Source organism: Microbulbifer sp. ALW1, from assembly GCF_009903625.1.
Classification (GTDB): Bacteria; Pseudomonadota; Gammaproteobacteria; order Pseudomonadales; family Cellvibrionaceae; genus Microbulbifer.
In genome coordinates, this window is sequence record NZ_CP047569.1 from 2,052,547 (window position 1) to 2,072,056 (window position 19,510).

At 57.2% G+C, this 19,510-nt stretch carries 15 protein-coding genes; 11 read left to right on the forward strand and 4 right to left on the reverse strand.

What is annotated here, in order from left to right; genetic code table 11:
• Window positions 1-95: 95 nt before the first annotated feature.
• From xrtD to GRX76_RS08395, 3 genes are read left to right on the forward strand one after another with little or no spacing between them, the layout of a single operon-like run.
• Entirely contained in the window at window positions 96-1,649 is a 1,554-nt protein-coding gene (gene xrtD / locus GRX76_RS08385) for a VPLPA-CTERM-specific exosortase XrtD (RefSeq protein WP_160152896.1), read from the forward strand.
• Window positions 1,649-4,024 (forward strand): tetratricopeptide repeat protein, encoded by a 2,376-nt coding sequence (locus GRX76_RS08390; protein WP_160152897.1) that lies wholly within the window; start codon window positions 1,649-1,651, stop codon window positions 4,022-4,024. Before xrtD ends, GRX76_RS08390 begins: the two co-directional genes overlap by 1 nt.
• 9 nt (window positions 4,025-4,033) lie before the next feature.
• Window positions 4,034-4,933: an ExeA family protein gene (locus GRX76_RS08395; protein WP_160152898.1), complete on the forward strand. Its 900-nt coding sequence runs from the start codon at window positions 4,034-4,036 to the stop codon at window positions 4,931-4,933.
• A 42-nt stretch (window positions 4,934-4,975) separates the two neighbouring features.
• Here GRX76_RS08395 and GRX76_RS08400 read toward each other — a convergent pair whose 3' ends face one another.
• A complete protein-coding gene (locus GRX76_RS08400) occupies window positions 4,976-5,845 on the reverse strand; it encodes a LysR family transcriptional regulator (protein WP_160152899.1) in 870 nt (289 codons plus the stop codon).
• Window positions 5,846-5,951: 106 nt separating this feature from the next.
• Here GRX76_RS08400 and glyA point away from each other — a divergent pair, with 106 nt between their 5' ends.
• From glyA to gcvP, 5 genes are all read left to right on the forward strand, one after another.
• Window positions 5,952-7,244 (forward strand): serine hydroxymethyltransferase, encoded by a 1,293-nt coding sequence (glyA, locus tag GRX76_RS08405; protein WP_160152900.1) that lies wholly within the window; start codon window positions 5,952-5,954, stop codon window positions 7,242-7,244.
• Between the two features lie 2 nt (window positions 7,245-7,246).
• Complete coding sequence (locus GRX76_RS08410; RefSeq protein WP_160152901.1) at window positions 7,247-8,647, forward strand: L-serine ammonia-lyase; 1,401 nt, start codon at window positions 7,247-7,249, stop codon at window positions 8,645-8,647.
• A gap of 45 nt (window positions 8,648-8,692) precedes the next feature.
• Window positions 8,693-9,808 (forward strand): glycine cleavage system aminomethyltransferase GcvT, encoded by a 1,116-nt coding sequence (gene gcvT, locus GRX76_RS08415; protein WP_160152902.1) that lies wholly within the window; start codon window positions 8,693-8,695, stop codon window positions 9,806-9,808.
• Between the two features lie 62 nt (window positions 9,809-9,870).
• Window positions 9,871-10,245: a glycine cleavage system protein GcvH gene (gene gcvH / locus GRX76_RS08420; protein WP_160152903.1), complete on the forward strand. Its 375-nt coding sequence runs from the start codon at window positions 9,871-9,873 to the stop codon at window positions 10,243-10,245.
• 25 nt (window positions 10,246-10,270) lie between these two features.
• On the forward strand, window positions 10,271-13,192 hold the full coding sequence (gene gcvP, locus GRX76_RS08425) for an aminomethyl-transferring glycine dehydrogenase (RefSeq protein WP_160152904.1): 2,922 nt from the start codon (window positions 10,271-10,273) through the stop codon (window positions 13,190-13,192).
• Between the two features lie 98 nt (window positions 13,193-13,290).
• On the opposite strand, the gene GRX76_RS08430 is transcribed toward gcvP, so the two are convergent.
• The gene (locus GRX76_RS08430) at window positions 13,291-14,250 is read right to left on the reverse strand and encodes a glutathione S-transferase family protein (protein ID WP_160152905.1); all 960 of its coding nucleotides are present in this window, start codon (window positions 14,248-14,250) and stop codon (window positions 13,291-13,293) included.
• A 71-nt stretch (window positions 14,251-14,321) separates the two neighbouring features.
• Window positions 14,322-14,813: a DoxX family protein gene (locus tag GRX76_RS08435; RefSeq protein ID WP_160152906.1), complete on the reverse strand. Its 492-nt coding sequence runs from the start codon at window positions 14,811-14,813 to the stop codon at window positions 14,322-14,324.
• Window positions 14,814-14,958: 145 nt separating this feature from the next.
• Between GRX76_RS08435 and GRX76_RS08440 the strand changes: the two genes are divergently transcribed.
• The gene (locus GRX76_RS08440; RefSeq protein WP_160152907.1) at window positions 14,959-15,873 is read left to right on the forward strand and encodes a LysR family transcriptional regulator; all 915 of its coding nucleotides are present in this window, start codon (window positions 14,959-14,961) and stop codon (window positions 15,871-15,873) included.
• Between the two features lie 113 nt (window positions 15,874-15,986).
• Window positions 15,987-16,493: a BLUF domain-containing protein gene (locus tag GRX76_RS08445; RefSeq protein WP_160152908.1), complete on the forward strand. Its 507-nt coding sequence runs from the start codon at window positions 15,987-15,989 to the stop codon at window positions 16,491-16,493.
• Between the two features lie 39 nt (window positions 16,494-16,532).
• Here GRX76_RS08445 and ccoG read toward each other — a convergent pair whose 3' ends face one another.
• Entirely contained in the window at window positions 16,533-17,906 is a 1,374-nt protein-coding gene (gene ccoG / locus GRX76_RS08450) for a cytochrome c oxidase accessory protein CcoG (RefSeq protein WP_160152909.1), read from the reverse strand.
• Window positions 17,907-18,021: 115 nt separating this feature from the next.
• Between ccoG and GRX76_RS08455 the strand changes: the two genes are divergently transcribed.
• A complete protein-coding gene (locus GRX76_RS08455) occupies window positions 18,022-19,428 on the forward strand; it encodes a PLP-dependent aminotransferase family protein (RefSeq protein WP_160152910.1) in 1,407 nt (468 codons plus the stop codon).
• The last annotated feature ends 82 nt before the right edge of the window (window positions 19,429-19,510 follow it).

Here is a 19,510-nt window from a genome sequence, read left to right on the forward strand (position 1 = left end):
GAGAATAATTGAATTTTAGTGGAGGCGCTTTGTGCTGACTCAGGATGAGTAGTGCTTTTTTAAAGATGGTGCCGAGAAGTATTCTAGGCGTTAATTTGGGGTTGATACTCGTATTTTTAGTGTCGGTTCTTACGTTGGCAGCCTTCTATAGGGGTCTAGAAGACCTTGTTTCGCATTGGCTTGACCGAGAAGAATACAGCCACGGATTTTTTATCCCAGTTTTAAGTCTATTTTTACTGTGGTATCGACGCGATCTGGTAATTAAAAGCATAGACTCACCTTCAGTATCTGGAATTTTTCTGGTTTTAATCGCACTGATACTGCTTGTTGTCGGGGAGCTAGGTTCGATATATATCTTGGTGCAGATTGGCTTCATCTGCTGCCTTTTAGGCCTTGTTCTAATTTGGGGTGGGTTTTCGCTACTGCGGGTATTTTCTGCATCGCTCGTGCTTTTACTCTTCGCGGTACCTATCCCCAATTTTATTGATTCCCAGCTTTCCTGGGGGCTTCAGCTACTGTCCTCGCGTATCGGCGTTGAGATACTGAGGGTCGTCGGTATTTCGGTGCACTTACAAGGAAATCTGATAGATCTTGGCCACTACAAGCTGCAGGTCGTCGATGCATGTAGCGGGTTACGCTATCTATACCCACTACTGAGTTTGGGTGCTATAGCGGCATATCTTTATGCCGCGCCCCTTTGGAAGAGACTGTTGGTTTTTCTTTCGGTCGTGCCCATTGTGGCGATGATGAACAGCTTTCGTATCGCAGTAATCGGAATTTTGGTCAGCAGCTGGGGGAATGACATGGCTGACGGATTCCTGCATTTCTTCGAAGGATGGCTCATTTTCATGGTGTGTGCTGCACTTCTCTTGTTTGAAATCTGGTTGCTGGACAGAAGCGGACTGGCGCGCCCAATGCGTGATCTATTGCGGGTTCCGGAACTGGCAGATAGGCCTTTAACCAGCGGCGATCGTCGATACAGTTGGTTGCCGCCTTTCACAACAATTTTATTGGCGATTTCCTTTTCAGCAGTTTTGATGTTGGATACGGAGAAGGCTTCGATTCCTTCGCGTATGGATTTTGCGCATTTCCCACTTAAGCTTGGCTCCTGGGTGGGTGTTGAAGCTGTTTTAGAAGAAGAAGTTGAAAAGGTTTTGGCTGCAGACGATTACCTTCTGGTGGACTTCGAGCAAGCTGACGGTGACACAGTAAATTTTTATGCTGCGTATTACACGTCGCAGCTAGAGGGTAGGTCGGTACATTCTCCGAGAATTTGTATTCCTGGTGGTGGATGGACGATTACTGATTTCAGTACGGTAGATCACAGTCTTGATGATGGCACCAGCTTCCCGCTGAATCGTGCCGAGTTGGAGCTTAATTCAGAAAGGCAACTGGTTTACTACTGGTTTGAGCAGCGTGGTCGCCGGCTGGCCAACGAATATTGGCTGAAATGGTATTTGATGTCTGACTCAATAACCATGAATAGAACGGATGGCGCGCTGATCAGAGTTACCACGGTAGTGCACCGTGGTGAAGATATAACCTTGGCGGATGCCCGGATTAAAGCGTTTATTTCAGATGTAATTTCCGTCGTTCCCGATTATGTGCCGGCGGGAGTGGGCTCGAAATTTAAAAAGGATATTATCTGATGCGATTGGCCTATCGAATTTCTGTATATGTATTTTGTGCATTAATCTCCGGCTGCGATTCACCCGAAGAGAAGGCGCGTCAGTACGTGGAAAAAGGGGAAGCTTTTCTGGGGAATGGTGACCCTGTTAAGGCTAGGCTGGAGTTTAAAAACGCACTGCAGATTAATGACCAGCTGGCGCCGGCATGGTACGGATTGGCCAGAGTCGCGAAGCAGGATTCGGACTGGTCGGAGGCATTTTCATTACTCGACAGGGTAGTTGAGTCTGACCCGGGAAACCTGGACGCTCATATCGAGCAGGTCAGGCTTTTACTCGGGGCTGGCCAATTGGAGCGTGCTCTTGGGGTTAGTACTGCGAGTCTGCAACTGGCTCCGGATGATGCTCGCGTATTGGCTTTACGTGCAGCGATCATATATACGTTGGAGGACATAGAGGGTGCTGCTGATCTGGCTCATCGCGCCCTCGCAGCGGATCCCGGTAACTCTGATGCTCTACTCGTGCTTGCTACGGAACGCCTGGAGCGAGGAAACCTCTCGGAAGCGCTTGAGTATCTGGATCGTGGTATAGCGCACGATGAAAAGAATGTGGCACTTCAGCTAATCAAGGTTGAAGCACTCAATCGTCTGGATCGTTCAGGCTCTTCGGAGCGCGTTCTCGAGCATCTGATAGAGTTATATCCAGAAACAGATGCGTTCCATTATCTGTTGGCGCATTTGTACCTGAGCCAATCGAAAGTGGACGACGCGGAGCGGGTATATCGTGATCTCATTGTTGTAAGGGGCGGGGATAGCCGGGCCCAAATGGAATTAATTCGCCTACTTAACCGCACTCGGGGTCCGGCGGTGGCGATAGCAGAGCTGGAAAAGCTTTTGGCCGAAGAGCCCGCGTCTACAGACCTACGTTTTCTGATGGTGCAATTGCAGCACAGGATTGGGGATCGCGAGGGCGTCGGGGAAACTTTGGAAGTCATTGCTGATATCGCAACATCCGTGGACAGTAAGCACAAGGCTCTGGGATTACTGGCTGCGTTTCGGCTGGAAAATGGTCAGTATGACCAGGCCATGATGCTGGTTGATACAGTACTGTCTGAGGACCCGAGAGATGAACAGGCGTTATTGATTCAATCCTATCGGCAGATCGAACAGCGACAACTAAGTGAAGCGGTATCGAACTTGCGAAGGATCCTGAATGATGACCCCGATTCAACCAGGGCACTTTTCCTGCTCGGGAAGGCCCACGAGTTGGCGGGAATGAGAGATCTCGCTGAGGACCGTTATTTTCGTGCCTTCGAAGTTGGTGGTCAATCGCCTCAATTTGGGCTGCCACTGGCAAAATATCTTATCAAGTTACAGCGACCTCATCGGGCAGCGCAAGTGGTTGAGGATGTGTTGGGTGCGTATCCTGAAAATATCGAGTCGCTGATTTTACTTGCTCGCATACGCATCATTTCCGGTGATTGGTCGGGTGCACATTCTGTTGTGGATCGTATACGGGTGGTGGATGAACAAATTGGCTACGAGGTTCTCGGGTCGCTGTACGCGGCACAATCGGATAACGAAAAGAGTATTGATGCTTTCCGACGGGCTTATCAAATTTCTCCCGATACGCAGGGTTCTATGAATGCATTGGTTGCTGCGTACCTGCGCGCCGGAAAGCCGGACGAAGCGCACGATCTCCTCGATTCGGTAATTTCTGCACAGGAAGATAGCACCGCGGCCCGCTTATTAAAGGGACAAGTTTATTTGTCCGAGGGGAAGGAAAGGCCGGCAATCCGGTCTTTTTCTCAGGTATTGAAACGGGAACCTGCTAACACCGCTGCGTATCAATATCTTTCTCTGGCAAAGTCTCGTCTGGGTGCGTGGAAGGAGGCGCTGGCTACCCTTGATCGGGGGTTGGCTTTCGTTCCCGGCGATTTTAACCTCAGCCTTGCCAAAGCAGGACTGTTGGAGAATCAGCGCGTTTTTGATGAGGCCATAGCCGGGTACGAAAAGCTTATCGATGTCCGCCCCAACGCAGATATTGTTGCCAATAACCTTGCCAGCCTTTTGTCTGAACACAGAGACGACCACGACAGTTTACTTCGTGCACATGAATTGGCGCGTCGCTTTCAGGAGTCTGAGGTGCCGCACTTCAAGGATACTTTGGGATGGACTTATTTCCGTCTTGGTAAACCCGAGGACGCGCGCGGCCTAATAGAAGATGCTGTCCGAGAAACGCCGGCTATGCCCGTATTCCGCTACCATCTCGGTATGACCTACATGGCTCTCGAGGAGAAGGAGCTTGCCCGTAGGGAGCTACAGTTAGCCTTGGAGCTTACCTCGGGTGGTGACTTCCCATTTCGCGATGATGTTGAATCGGCGATTAGGCGTCTTTAGGCGGCTTTGATGTACGAACCGTATTATGGTCTGACAGAAAAGCCTTTTTCGATCCAGCCCGATCCAGGCTTTTTATACTTCAGTCGACGTCATCGGCTCGGTTATGCGATGCTCGAATACGCCATCGAAAACCGGGCCGGTTTCGCAGTCATCTCGGGTGAGGTTGGTGTAGGAAAAACCACACTCATTCGTCGATTACTGGATAGTTTACCGCAGTCAACCACTGTGGGCCTGGTTAGCAATACGCACTGGAGTCAGTCGAATCTACTCGCCTGGGTGATGCAGGCTTTTGGTGAGCCCTTTGATGGTATGTCTCCTCAGGCGCTATTCGATCGATTCCAGCAGTTTCTGATCGGTCAGTATCGCGAGGGGCGACGTGTCGTTCTTATTGTGGACGAAGGTCAAAATCTGACTCCGGAAGCGCTGGAAGAGTTGCGCTTGTTGTCCAATATCAATGCCGACAAGCATCAACTCCTGCAAATTATTGTGACAGGGCAACCCGCGCTGGAGTATCTATTGGAGAGGCCTGAATCTCGCCAGTTTGCGCAGCGTATTGCGGTGGATTTTCGTCTTCGACCGCTGGAAGAGTCTGAGGTGCAGAGCTATATCGAGTTTCGTTTGTCGGTTGCCGGCCGGAAGACGCCCCTGTTTACCCCGGCAGCCTGTAAGGTTATTGGCCATTTCAGTGAGGGCATTCCCCGCAGGATCAACATCCTTTGCGACACAGCATTGGTCTATGGTTTCTCTTATAGTCGAAAGCTGGTCGACGAGGCGATTATTCAGGAAGTTATCGGAGACAAGCTCGTGTTCGGGATCTTTTCTCCGGTCGCATCCCAAGACGACCTTGCCCGCGCGATCGACGAATTAGCTACCGGGAAACATTTCGGGCCTTATAGCCGTACACCTTGAGCTACCGACTTTCCGTTGACGGTAATGTTGTAAAAGGGCGGGTCACTGCGCATTCAGGCCACTCTGTAGGTGCTCCGCCAAACGCATTGCCGCTTCCGTCGGCCGGCGGTTTTTGAAGTGCAGCCCGATGGAAATCTCTCCAAGTTTTGGCAGGCTGCGGGAGGGTCTGAGTACCCGTAGGGACTCCGGGACGGTACTGCGGCAGAGGGCGGTAATGCCAAGGCCCGCTTCCAGTGCCGACTGGATGCCATTGAGGTCGGGGATGGTGAAGACGTTGCGCGAGGCGATGCTCGCGGACTGCAATACGGATTCGGCGCGCTTGCGATAGATGCAGCCATCCGGTGCCAGTACCAGAGGTAGTGGCTTCAACAGGTGTGCGGAATGCTTGTGGCTGGCAACCCACACTAAATCATCGCGGATGACCAATTGCCCTTCAGCGGTATCCGGTTTCTCCTGCAGCGCCAGAATCAGGTCAAACCTGTCCCTGTTTCCTTTTGCCAGCAGGTTTCGGCTGAGGTCGCTGGTGACCTGCAGCGAGACCTCGGGGTAGCTCTGCGAGAATTGCCCGATAATCCGCGGCAGCAATACCGAGGCGAATTCGCTGGGAATCCCCAGATGTAGTTTCCCGGTTACTGATGCGCCGCTGAATTCGAATACCAGCTCGTCGTTGAGGGCGAGGATTCTCTTGGCCTGGTCGTAGACCCGCAGGCCACTCTCAGTCAGGTTCAGGGTGCGCCCCGACCGCAATAGCAATTGCCTTCCTAGCCGCTCTTCCAGTTCCTTTATCTGTCGACTGATCGCCGGCTGCGTGCGCGCCAGCAGCTCACCGGCCTGGCTGAATCCACCGTTGTCGACCACTGTAACCAGCGTCCGTAGCCACTCGGTGGGAAGATTTTTGTGGGTAAGTCGCATAAGAAAATCTTATAGAAGAATAAGAAGTATAAATTTAACAGATTCTGTCGGCAGGGCTAGCATCGCTCAATACATAAGAATCCGAACAAGGAATCAGGAGCGAGACATGGCCCACCCAGATGCCCACCCAGATACCCATCTGCAGGTCGCCGATGGCGAAATATTTGCGGCCATCCAGGCCGAAGCCGAACGTCAGGAGGCGCATATCGAGCTGATCGCTTCCGAGAACTACACCAGTCAGGCGGTGATTGCGGCACAGGGCTCGGTACTCACCAACAAATACGCCGAGGGCTATCCGGCCAAGCGCTATTACGGTGGCTGTGAGCATGTGGATGTGGTTGAGCAGCTGGCGATTGACCGCGCCCGCGCGCTGTTCGGTGCCGAATACGCCAATGTGCAGCCGCACTCCGGTTCCCAGGCCAATGCGGCCGTTTACATGGCGTTGTTGCAGCCGGGTGACACTTTCCTCGGACTTTCCCTGGATCACGGTGGTCACCTGACCCACGGCGCCAAGCCGAACTTCTCCGGCCGCCTGTACAACGCGATCCAGTACGGGCTTGACCCGGAAACCGGCGAGGTGGACTACGACGAGGTCGAGCGACTGGCACTGGAGCACAAGCCGAAAATGATCGTGGCCGGTTTCTCCGCCTATTCCCAGGTGATGGACTGGACCCGGTTCCGCACTATTGCCGACAAGGTTGGTGCCTACCTGTTTGTGGATATGGCGCATGTGGCGGGTCTGGTAGCCGCGGGACTTTATCCCAACCCGGTGCCGGTCGCCGATGTGGTGACTACTACCACCCACAAGACCCTGCGCGGCCCCCGCGGTGGTTTGATTCTGTCGCGCGATGCCGAGGGTCTGGGCAAGAAATTCAATTCGCTGATCTTTCCCGGTATCCAGGGCGGCCCGTTGATGCATGTGATTGCCGCCAAGGCAGTGGCGTTCAAGGAAGCGCTGGCGCCAGAGTTTGTCACTTACCAGCAGCGGGTGATCGACAATGCCAAAGCGATGGCCGCGGTATTTATGGGCCGTGGATTCGATATCGTTTCCGGCGGTACCGAGAACCACCTGTTGCTGATCGATCTCAGCAAGCGCGGTGTGACCGGCAAGGCGGCTGATGCCGCACTGGGCGGGGCACATATCACCGTCAACAAAAACACGGTACCCAATGATCCACAGTCGCCGTTTGTTACCAGCGGTGTGCGTATCGGTACGCCCGCGATCACTACCCGCGGTATGGGTACCGCTGAGGCGGAGCAACTGGCGAGCTGGATGTGTGACATCCTGGAACAGCTTGAGCAGCCAGAGGCTCTGGCAGACACGCAGCAGCGGGTGCGCAGTGAAGTGGCAGCACTGTGTGCGCGCTTCCCGGTATACCGGGCGCACGGAGCGGGCTGAAGATGTCACTGAGTGTTTTTGATCTGTTCAAGATCGGTATTGGTCCTTCCAGCTCCCATACCGTTGGACCGATGAAGGCCGCCGGCCTGTTTCTGCAATTGATGCGCGACAACGGCAGCTTTAACCAGGTGGTCAGGGTATCTGCACATATGTTCGGTTCCCTCGGTGCCACTGGTGTCGGCCACGGCACCACCAAGGCGGTGATGCTGGGGCTCGAGGGTGAGCAACCGGAGCTGGTAGATACCGATACCGTTGATCAGCGCGTGGCCGCGGTTGAGCAGTGCCGCAGCCTGAACCTCGATGGCGAGCGGGTGATTGCGTTTGACCCGGCGCAGGATCTGCTGTTGATCGGTGAAGAGGAATTGCCGCTGCACGCCAACGGTATGCGCTTTACCGCCCTCGATGATCGCGGACGTGTACTGGTAGAAGAGGTGTACTACTCCATCGGCGGTGGCTTTGTGGTGACCGAGGCCGAGGCGCAATCGGACAACGCCCTTGAGCAGGCCCGGGCGGTGCCCTACGAGTTCAACACCGCGGAAGAGCTGCTGGCGATCTGCGCGCGTGAGAACCTCAAAATCAGCGATGTGATGCTGGCGAACGAGGCGTCCTGGCGCAGCGAAGCGGAAACCCGCGCTGGCCTGATGAAAATCTGGCAGGTGATGCAGGACTGTGTGACCAACGGCATGCAAAACGATGGCATTCTGCCCGGCGGTCTCAAGGTGAAGCGCCGTGCGTCCAACCTCTACCAGCAACTGCGCAGCCGCCCCGAAGCCTGCCTGTCCGACCCGCTGTCGGCATTGGACTGGGTGACCCTGTATGCACTGGCCGTGAATGAAGAAAACGCGGCCGGCGGTCGCATTGTTACCGCGCCCACCAATGGCGCCGCGGGCATCATCCCGGCAGTGCTGCATTACTTTATGCGCTTCTCCAGAAACCCCACGGAAGAAGACGTTATCCGTTTCCTGCTCACCGCGGCCGCGGTGGGCATCCTGTTCAAGAAAAACGCTTCCATCAGCGGTGCCGAAGTCGGGTGTCAGGGCGAAGTTGGTTCTGCCTGCTCCATGGCTGCTGCGGGCCTCGCGGAAGTACTCGATGGCACGCCACGGCAGGTGGAAAACGCCGCGGAAATTGCCATGGAGCACAACCTCGGGCTCACCTGCGATCCGGTGGGTGGCCTGGTGCAGGTGCCCTGTATCGAACGCAATGCTATGGCCTCGGTAAAAGCCATCAGTGCCGCACGCATGGCGTTACGCGGTGACGGTGAGCACTTTATCTCTCTGGACAAAGTCATCCGCACCATGCGCGATACCGGTCGCGACATGCAGGACAAATACAAGGAAACCGCCCGCGGCGGACTGGCGGTAAACGCGATCGATCTGCCGGTCAGCGTTGTTGAATGCTAAGAACACGCTAATCAAGAAGAACAAGCTAATCAAGAAGAACAGGCCATGAAAAACGAATCCCAAAAAACACCGCTGTACGACCTGCATGTAGAACTCGGGGGCAAGATGGTGCCTTTTGCCGGCTACGCCATGCCGGTGCAGTACCGCGCCGGCATCGTGCAGGAACATCTGCACACCCGCGAAGCGGTGGGTGTATTCGACGTTTCCCATATGGGGCAACTGGTGGTGCGTGGCGAGAGCGCCGCTACCGCGCTGGAAAAACTGCTGCCGATCGATGTGCAGGCGCTGCAAATTCATCAGCAGTGCTATGCGGTCATGACCTCGGAAGCGGGTGGCATACTCGATGATCTGATCATCACCCGCTGGGCCGAAGACGAGTTTTTCCTGGTGGTGAATGCGGCCACTGCGGCGGCCGATATTGCGCACCTGCAACAGCACCTGCGCGGTTGTGATATCCGGGTGCTCGGTCAGCAGGCGCTGCTGGCGGTTCAGGGCCCCATGGCCGGCGAATTGATCGGCGAACTGGCGCCGGCGACCCGTGCGCTGACCTTTATGCATGGCACCCGCACCGAGATTTTCGGCGAGGACTGTTATGTAACGCGTTCTGGCTACACCGGTGAAGACGGATTTGAAATTTCCATCGCCGCCAGCGCAGTGGAGTCGTTCGCGCGCAAGCTGCTGGAAGACGGCCGTGTACAGATGATCGGGCTCGGTGCCCGCGACACCCTGCGCCTGGAAGCGGGCCTCTGTCTGTATGGCAATGATATGGACAGCAACACTACCCCGGTGGAAGCGAGCCTGCTGTGGAGCATTGCCAAACCGCGCCGCGCGGACGGCGCCAAGGCCGGTGGCTTCCTCGGTGCCGATATCGTACTGGGGCAAATCGCAGAAGGGGTCTCGCGCAAGCGTGTGGGTTTCTCCGTGCAGGGCAAGATCCCGGTGCGCGCCGGTGCCGACATTATCGATGAAGCCGGCAATGTGGTCGGCAAGGTCACCAGTGGCGGTTACGGCCCCACCCTCGGTGCCGCCATCGCTATGGGCTATGTGGATCGCGGCTATGTACAAACCGGTACCGGCCTGCAGGCTCTGGTGCGCGGTAAGGCGGTACCGATCGTCGTTGCCAAAACACCGTTTGTACCCCAGCGCTACTACCGCGGTTGAGCCGTGCCTGACTCACATTAGAGTCACACCAGAATCACACATTTAAATTCAGGGAAAAACACATGAGCAACGTGAAATACAGTGAGAGCCACGAGTGGTTTGCCGTCGAGGGTGACGAGGTCATCGTGGGTATCACCGAGTTTGCCCAATCCCAGCTGGGAGACGTGGTGTTTGTCGAACTGCCGGAAGAGGGTGCCGAGCTGGCGGCCGGGGATGAGGTCGCGGTAATCGAATCCGTGAAGGCGGCTGGCGATATTTCGCTGCCGTTTGCTGCCACTGTGGTCGCGGTCAACGGCGCACTGCCGGATGAACCGGAACTGGTAAACAGCGACCCGATGGGCGATGGCTGGTTCATGCGCGTGCGCCCGGAAAATGCCGCGGATCTGGAAAACCTGCTGAGCGCCGATGCCTATGCGGCGCTGATTGATGGCGAGTAACACTTAACCGCGAAGGAAAATGTTCATGCTGCAAGCCAAGCACACCCTGCGCGACCTCGAAGGGCGCGACGAATTTACCCGGCGTCATATCGGACCGTCGAGCGAAGACCTGGCGCGTTTGCTGGAGACCCTGGGGCACTCCAGTATCGACGACTTCATCGGTGAAGTGGTGCCGGGGGGAATCCGTATGCCGGCGCCGCTGGCACTGCCGGAGAGCATGCCCGAGCACGAGGCTCTCGCGGAGCTGCGTACGCTGGCGAATCAGAACAAAACGTTCCGCACTTTTATCGGCCAGGGCTACTACGGCACCCGCACGCCCAATGTGGTGCTGCGCAATATTCTCGAAAACCCTGCCTGGTACACCGCCTATACCCCCTACCAGCCGGAAATTTCCCAGGGCCGCCTGGAAGCGTTGTTCAACTTCCAGACCATGGTCAGTGACCTCACCGGGTTGGACCTGGCCAATGCGTCCATGCTGGATGAAGCCACCGCTGCGGCCGAGGCGATGACCCTGTGCCAACGTATGGCCAAGTCCAAAGCGCAGGCATTTTTTGTGGATCGCGACTGCCTGCCGCAAACCATCGAGGTGTTGCAAACCCGCGCGGAGCCGCTGGGTATCGAGGTGATCATTGGCGATCCGCTCGTGGAACTGGATGCGAGCAAGGTTTTTGGCGTGCTGCTGCAATATCCCGGTGCCAGCGGTGCGGTGCGCGATTACCGTAAGGTGATCGAAGATGTGCATGGACAGCGCGGTCTGGTGGTGATGGCGGCGGATATTCTCAGCTTGTTAATGCTGACCTCGCCGGGAGAACTGGGCGCGGATGTAGCCGTGGGTTCCACCCAGCGTTTTGGTGTGCCCATGGGCTTTGGCGGACCACACGCTGCCTATATGGCAACCCGCGAATCCTACAAGCGCTCACTGCCGGGGCGCCTCGTCGGCCAGTCTGTCGACAGCAACGGCAAGCCCGCCTACCGTCTCGCGCTGCAAACCCGCGAGCAACATATCCGCCGGGAAAAGGCCACCTCTAACATCTGTACTGCACAGGTTCTGCTGGCGGTGATGGCTTCCATGTACGCGGTGTATCACGGTCCACAGGGATTGCGTACTATCGCCAACCGGGTACATCACCTGACCAGCGTACTCGCGCTCGGTTTGCAGGAACTGGGTGCCGGTATTGAAAACGACTGCTGGTTTGACACCGTCACTGTGCGTACCAATGGTGATGCAGTAGAGCTTCATCAGGCCGCGAACGCAAAGGGTTTGAACCTGCGGGTGATCGACGACGAGCGTGTGGGCATTTCATTGGACGAAACCGCCACGCGCGCGGATGTGGAAGCACTCTGGTCGCTCTTTATTAGTGCTGATAGTAGTGATGGTAGTTGTGCTGACAATTCGTTGAGCTTTGAGGACATCGAATCCCGCGAGGCACCAATCGTTCCCGGCAAGCTGCTGCGCACCGGTGCGCTGCTCAGCCACGAGGTGTTCAACCGCTATCACTCCGAGACCGAAATGCTGCGCTACCTGCGCGTGTTGGCTGACCGGGATATCGCCCTCGACCGCTCGATGATCCCGCTGGGTTCCTGCACCATGAAGCTGAACGCGACCGCGGAAATGCTGCCGGTGACCTGGCCGGAATTTGCCAATGTGCATCCGCTGGCACCGGCCGAGCAGGTGGCGGGCTACCGTGCCCTGATCGAAGGCCTAGAATCCATACTGTGCGAGATCACCGGTTACGATGCGGTTTCCCTGCAGCCCAATGCCGGCTCCCAGGGCGAGTACGCGGGCCTGCTGGCCATTCGCGCCTATCACGCCAGCCGCGGTGAAGCGGGACGCGATATCTGCCTGATTCCGAGCTCCGCCCACGGCACCAACCCCGCGTCGGCACAGATGTGTGGCATGCGCGTGGTCGTCGTGAAGTGCGACGATAACGGCAATGTCAGCCTGGAAGACTTGCGCGTGAAAGCCAGCGAGCACGCCGAGCGACTGGCCGCCATTATGGTGACCTACCCTTCTACTCACGGCGTATTCGAGGAGGGGATTCGCGAGATCGCCGACATAGTGCATGGCCACGGCGGCCAGGTATATATCGACGGAGCCAACCTCAATGCCATGGTGGGCCTGTGCCAGCCGGGCAAATTTGGCGGCGACGTGTCGCACCTGAACCTGCACAAAACCTTCTGTATTCCCCACGGCGGTGGTGGTCCCGGTGTTGGTCCCGTGGCCGTGGGTGCCCATCTGGCAGAGTTTCTGCCCGGCGCGGTGTCTGCCGGTAGCCAGGGTATGGCGCCGGGCAATCGCAGTGGCGCGCCGGTATCTGCGGCAACCGCGGGCAGCGCGAGCATTTTGCCGATTACCTGGATGTATATCCGCATGATGGGCCGCGACGGATTGCGCAAGGCGACCGAGCTGGCCATCGTCAATGCCAACTACATCGCCGCGCGTCTTCAGGCGCACTATCCGATCCTGTATCGCGGTACTAATGGACGGGTGGCGCACGAGTGCATCGTCGACCTGCGGCCGATCAAAGACAGCAGTGGAATCTCCGTCGACGACGTGGCCAAGCGCCTGATTGACTACGGTTTCCACGCGCCGACCATGTCCTTTCCGGTAGCCGGTACGCTGATGATCGAGCCCACGGAAAGTGAATCCCTGGCAGAGCTGGATCGTTTCTGCGATGCGATGATCCAGATCCGCGAAGAGATTGCGAAAGTGGAGCGCGGTGACTGGCCGCTGGACAGCAACCCGCTGGTCAATGCCCCGCATACCGCCGATGTGCTGGCGGTAGAACGCTGGGAACATGCCTACAGTCGCGCCGAGGCGGTATTCCCACTGCAGTCCCTGCGCCGGGCAAAATACTGGCCGCCGGTGGGGCGTGTGGATAATGTCTACGGAGACAAGAACCTGATCTGTTCCTGCCCGCCGCTAGCGTCTTATCTGGACGACTAATAAAAAAGCAGCCTTCGGGCTGCTTTTTTTTCTGCTTTGGTGAATGGATACTGTTTCCACGTGTTGACACCGCCTTGTTTAAAAAACGGGCGTGCGCGTTAAATATTTCCCGGTCCCTTGGGAACAAGGCCGGTGGGATTGAGGGCTTTGATCGAGTAGTACCCCGCCTTGATATGCGACAGGTTTACGGTTTCCTTCACGCCCTCTGTGTTGAGAATTCGCTGCATATAGCGGTGCAGATTCGGCATTTCTCTGAGCGCATTGCGATTGCACTTGAACAGGCTGTAATAGGCAGCATCAAACCGCACCAGGGTAACGAACAGGCGAATGTCCGATTCGGTCAGCGCATTCCCGAATAGGAAGACTCGGCCATCGGCTAGCCGGGATTCCATTTCATCCAGCGCGCCAAACACTCGGGTATACGCTTCTTCGTAGGCAAATTGTGTGGTGGCGAAGCCGGCCTGGTAGACGCCGTTATTCAGGTTGTCGTACAGGTAGCTGTTCATTGCGTCGATGTCTGCCTGCTGCGCTTCGGGGTACAGGTCGAGCGCTTTATTGGCGTCACCGCTACCGAGATGGGCGAAAGCGGTATTGAGCATCCGCACAATATCTGCGGACTCGTTGTTGACGATGGTCCCGGTGTGTTTGTCCCACAGCACCGGCACCGTGGCGCGCCCGGTAAAATTGGGATCGGCGCGGGTGTAAAGTTCATGCATATGGCGTGCGCCGTTCAGCGTATCGTCGTCGCTGCCGCTGAAACCGCCGAACGCCCAGCCCTGATCGGTGAGCGCCGGATTGACCACCGACACGCTGATCACATCGCTCAGGCCTTTCAATTGACGCGCCATCAGGGCGCGGCTCGCCCAGGGGCAGATGTAGGCCACGTACAGATGGTAGCGGCCGGCCTCTGCCCTGAAGCCTCCTCGGCCCGTGACTCCAGCGGAACCGTCCACCGTTACCCAGTTGCGGAAGGATGATGCCTGCCGAATAAAGCGGCCGTCGTCGTCTTCCTGTTGCACCGGTTGCCAGTCTTCCTGCCAAACACCATTTACTAACATGCTGTCACCACTTTTTGATCTGGGTGCGCCCCCGGTTTGGGGGCGCCGGGTTAGTTTCCGATACTGGCCTATCAGGCGGTGCGGCCTGCGGGTTGCAGTGCTTGCGGGTCGCGATCTTCAGCCAGCAGATTGCGCAGGCCATTGTCCAGGGCGAGGGTACCGCCGCCCTGGATGGCCAGAGCCAGGGTCGCCGCGAACAGCGCCAGCGCGTATTCGTAACCGTTGTTGGTCAGGAAGAAGCCGCTACTGATATGGGCGCTGAAGATGGCCACCAGCATGGTGACGGCACTGACTGCCGCGGCGGGACGAGTGAGCAGGCCGAGCACCAGCGCCAGCCCGCCAAAGAATTCCGCGCTGCCGGCCAGCAGGGCCATCAGGTATCCGGGCTCCAGGCCGATGCTCGCCATCCACTGGCCGGTACCTTCCAGTCCGTAGCCGCCAAACCAGCCAAACAGCTTCTGCGCGCCGTGGGCGGCGAGGATGATGCCCACCGGCACCCGCAGGGCGAGGGCGCCCAGTCCAGTGTTAGAGCTCAAAATCTTGTTGATCACTTGCGTCGTCATAACCGTTCTCCGAGTTGTTGGGGTTGGGCTTGGTGTTGAAACCTCACCAGCTTGGAATCAGTCTAATAGCAACGAATTGCTCTATAAATGCGTACTTTGTTGATCTACTATCAACATATTGTTGGCAATTGGTTGGGTATCCCCGATGGATCGAATTAATGCGCTGAGTGCCTTTGTGGCGGTCGCCGACGAGGGTGGCTTCAACAAGGCTGCGGACAAGCTGGAGCTGTCGAACCAGCTGGTCAGCAAATATGTGTCGCAGCTGGAAGAGCACCTCAAGGTGCGCCTGTTCAACCGCACCACAAGGCGCGTGCACCTGACGGAGGAGGGAGAGCAGTGCTATCAGTTTGCCCTGCAGATCCTGGAGCGCCTGCAGGACATGGAGAGCCAGCTCGGACAGATGCAGAGCGAAGCCCGGGGACTGCTGCGCATCAGCGCACCGGTCACTTTTGCCACACGCCACCTGGCGCCGCTGATCGGGGACTTCAAACAAGCACACCCGGCGGTAGGTATCGAACTGCAACTCAATGACCGCAAGGTGGATGTCGTGGAAGAGGGGTTCGATGTGGCGCTGCGCATCGGTAAGCTGAAGAGCTCTTCGCTGATCGCCCGGCGGCTGTCGCCGATACGCCTGGTGGTGTGCGCATCCCCTGAATATCTGGCGCGGGAGGGTGTACCGGATACACCGGAAGACTTAAAGCCGGAACACTATCTGCGCTACAGCTACATGGAAGCGAGTTCCGGTGACTCCCGGCTGATGACCGCGCTGAAAAGAAGTCAGCCAGCGGGGGCGGCGGGCATTGTGTGCAACAACGGGGAAATATTGATGCAGGCCGCCATTGCCGGGCAGGGGTATGTATTGCAGCCCACCTTTATTGCCGGCGAAGCCGTCAAAGCGGGCAAGCTGAAAATCATTCTGCAGGCGTTTGAACCCGAGCCGCTGGCACTGTATGCGGTCTATCCCCACCGGAAGCTGCTGGCTACCAAACTCCGGGCATTTATCGATTTTATCAGCAGCTATTTTGGTGATCCGCCGTACTGGGATGGATTTGACGGCTAACCGCCAAGGTGCGGCTCCTCGGAACCGATTTTAAAAACTGATCCAGCTCCCAATCGGCGACGTAGTAACGGCAACTACATTTCGATTACATCTCGAATAAATTGGGCCGAACTATGAGCGAATTGATCCGGCTGGTCTATGCCAGTCGTGCTGCCTTTAAACCTGTGCCGGTAACGCAGGGTGTTGAACCTTCCGTGGGGCGTATCCTGATGCAGAGCCGCAGAAACAATGCGCATGCGAGTATTGGTGGTGTGCTGTATTTCGGTGATGGCTACTTCTTTCAGACGCTGGAAGGCGAGCGCCAGGCCGTCAACCAGGCCTACCAGCGCATTGCCGCGGATGCGCGCCATCGGGAGGTGACGATTCTGTCATTGAAGACCGTGTCTGAACGTTTTTTCGAGGACTGGTCGATGAAGTATGTTCCGGCGGAGGAAGCGGTAAAGCAGTTTATTCGCAGCCGCAACTACCAGCGCTTCGAGCCACTGAAGTTCCAGGAGGCGGAAGCCGAAGCGCTGATCGAACTGTTTCACCAGTATGACGACTCACTTGCCAACACTGGCGCCAAGGCCAAGAAAAAGCGCGCAGGCTGGTTTGGCTGGCGAAGGCTGTTTACCTCTTAAGCCGGATCACTGAGTGCCCTGTACATGACTTTGAACGGATCAAAATACCCTGGTCAAAAACGTCGTGTTTCTCGAGGCGGAAAGCGTCTCCCCTTTAAAATGAAAGGTCAATTCAGCCTTCGGTAATGTCAGATCGCGCGCGCAGACGCGGTAAGGGAGCCAGTAAGCATTGTCTTCCGCGAGGTCGATTTTCCGCGGGCCAAACAGGCTGAATTTACCTTCCCCGGAGATGGATACATCCACAAACTGTTGTTGTTCACTGTATCCCTCCACCTTGACCTGATACAGGTTACATACCGTCTGCTCATCCACCTGCCGGAACATTGCACCACGGTCGCGCCGGATCTCCACCAGCAACTGGGTGGTCTGGGTGAAACCGTACACAACCGCGGCGAAGGCAACGAGCATTACTGCGGCATAGCCGGCCAGGCGGGGGCGAAAGAAACGGGCATTTTTGCCTTGCAGTTGGGCTTCTGAGGCGAAGCGGACAAGTCCTGTGGGGCGTTCGAGTTTCGACATGACTCGGTCACAGGCATCGATGCACGCGGCGCAGTCAATGCACGCGGCCTGCAGGCCATCGCGAATATCGATTCCCGCAGGACACACCTGCACACAGAGTCCGCAGTCGATGCAATCGCCACTGTTGCTATTCCCTTTTCGCCGGTTAGCGCGGGGCTCGCCGCGGTGCGCATCGTAACTAACACTTATTGTATGGTCGTCGAACATCACGCCCTGGAAGCGGGAGTAGGGGCAGGCATGCAGGCAGATTTTTTCGCGTACCAGCCCGGCATTCAGGTAGGTGATACCGGCCATGATCAGAATCCAGCCCGAAACCGCTGCCGATAACTCAAGCTGCATTGCGGCGGTCAGGATCTCGCGCACGGGCACGAAATAGCCGGTGAACGTGATTGCAGTAGCGAGTGCCAGAAGTATCCAGAGCAGGTGCTTGATGAGTCGAGGGAGCAGAGTGTGCAAGCCAAGTGGCTCGCTGGCGCGCCGGGCCCGTTTGTCTGCGCGGCCTTCAGTCATATCCTCGACGCGGATGAAGAGCCAGGTCCAGATGCTCTGCGGGCATGCGAAGCCACACCAGACACGGCCCCAGGCCACCGCGAGGAAAAATAGCAGTGCGGCACTGGCGATCAGCAGACCGGCCAGCAGGGACAGATCGCGCCACGACAGCGCGTGGCCGAAGAGGATGATCCGATGCTGTTCAAACGAAAACAGTAGCCAGGGTTGGCCGTCGAACTGCACCCACACCAGCCCGAAGTACAGTGCGAGCAGCGGCCAGCTGATCAAGCGTCGCAGATTCTGGAAGCGGCCTTCTGTCAGCCGCACGTGGAGCTTGCCATCACGGGCCGATGGTGGGGCAGGATCCAGGGCAAGCGGTTCCTGAACAACGGGAATTTTTTCCATGGCAGCACATCCGTACAAAGATAGACGGCGGCAGATTAAGCCGGCTCACTTGATAGGTGCAGGCCTAAAAAAATTAAATACAATGGGTACAGATTGAGGGTCTGGAGTCGGGTTGGTGACACAGGAATTTCGCTACCAGCAACTGGAGGCGTGGTTGTTGCGGGGCATCGAGGAGCAGCGCTGGCGGCAGGGTGAGCGATTGCCCTCGATCCGCACCCTGTGCCGCGAGCTCACACTATCCAAAGCTACCGTGCAGCACGCGCTGCAGCGACTTGAGGCCCAAGGGGTGGTCGAGGCGCGTCCCAAGGCGGGCTATTTCGTATCCCTGCAATCGCCTCCGGTACGGCGCCCCGTTAGCCGCGCCCGCATTGAGGCGCCGCGGCCGGTTACGGTGAGTGAACTGTTGCAGGACATCATGCGCCGGAGTGCGGCTTTTGACCTGCTGCCACAGCATTCACCCGGTGATCTGCCTGCCGGCATCGTCGCTCTCAACCGCGCCATCGGGCGCTCACTCAGGCGCCAGAGCGGCCAGGATTTCCAGTACTACGACGAACCTGCCGGCAACGCAGCGCTGCGTGAGCAACTTGCGCTGCACATGGCACGGCGGGGGTGGGCGTGCGAGCCGGATGCGCTGTGTATTACCTCGGGCTGCCAGCACGCGTTGTTCCTCGCCCTGATGGCCTGCTGCAATCGCGGCGATGTAGTGGCGGTAGAGTCGCCGGGATTTTACGGGGGGATGCAGATCATCGAGCAGCTGGGGCTGCAGCTTGTCGAAGTGCCAGCCTCGCTTGAAACCGGGATGGATATCGATGCGCTGGAAGATGTTTTACAGCGCTGGAAGGTGCGGGCCTGTATCGTCTCTCCCGCATTTGCCACCCCCGGTGGCGCATTGATGCCGGTGTCATCCAAGCGTCGGCTGCTGGCCCTGGCGGAGACCTACGACCTGGCCGTTATCGAAGACGACATCTATGCCGATACCGCACTGGTAGCAGTCCCCGATCCTCTCAAAGCACTGGACAGGGATCAGCGGGTGATACTCTGCAGTTCCTTCTCGAAATGCCTCTCACGGGATCTGCGGCTTGGGTGGATTTCCGGTGCTCGCTGGCATGCGCGTATCCTCCACCTGAAACTGGTAACGCAGTTATCCAGCAGTCAATTTGTGCAGCGCGGTCTGGCCGAGTTCATGGCGGATGGCAGCTTCACCGCGCATTTGCGTCGCCTGCGGACAGAACTGCGCTCTCGTAGAGACCGCCTGCTGCAATTGCTGAATGACTGGCCGGTAAGTCTCCGGGTCAGTAAACCGGAAGGTGGCCTGGCGGTTTGGGTGGAACTGCCCGATGGCGAGGATACGCTCGCGCTTTACGACCAAGGGTTACAGCAGCAGGTGGTGATCACACCCGGACCACTGTTTTCGGCATCGGGACAATTCCGGAATTGTCTGCGCATCAGTTTTGCCCACCCGTGGGATGCGCCACGGGAGCAGGCGCTCGGTCGGCTGCCGGCACTGTTGGCCGCAACATAGTGGGCCACACATCAATAATGTTGTGGCGACGCACACCTTGGTTTTTAGGCATCATCAGTCTGGGTGCGTCGACAGAGTTTTA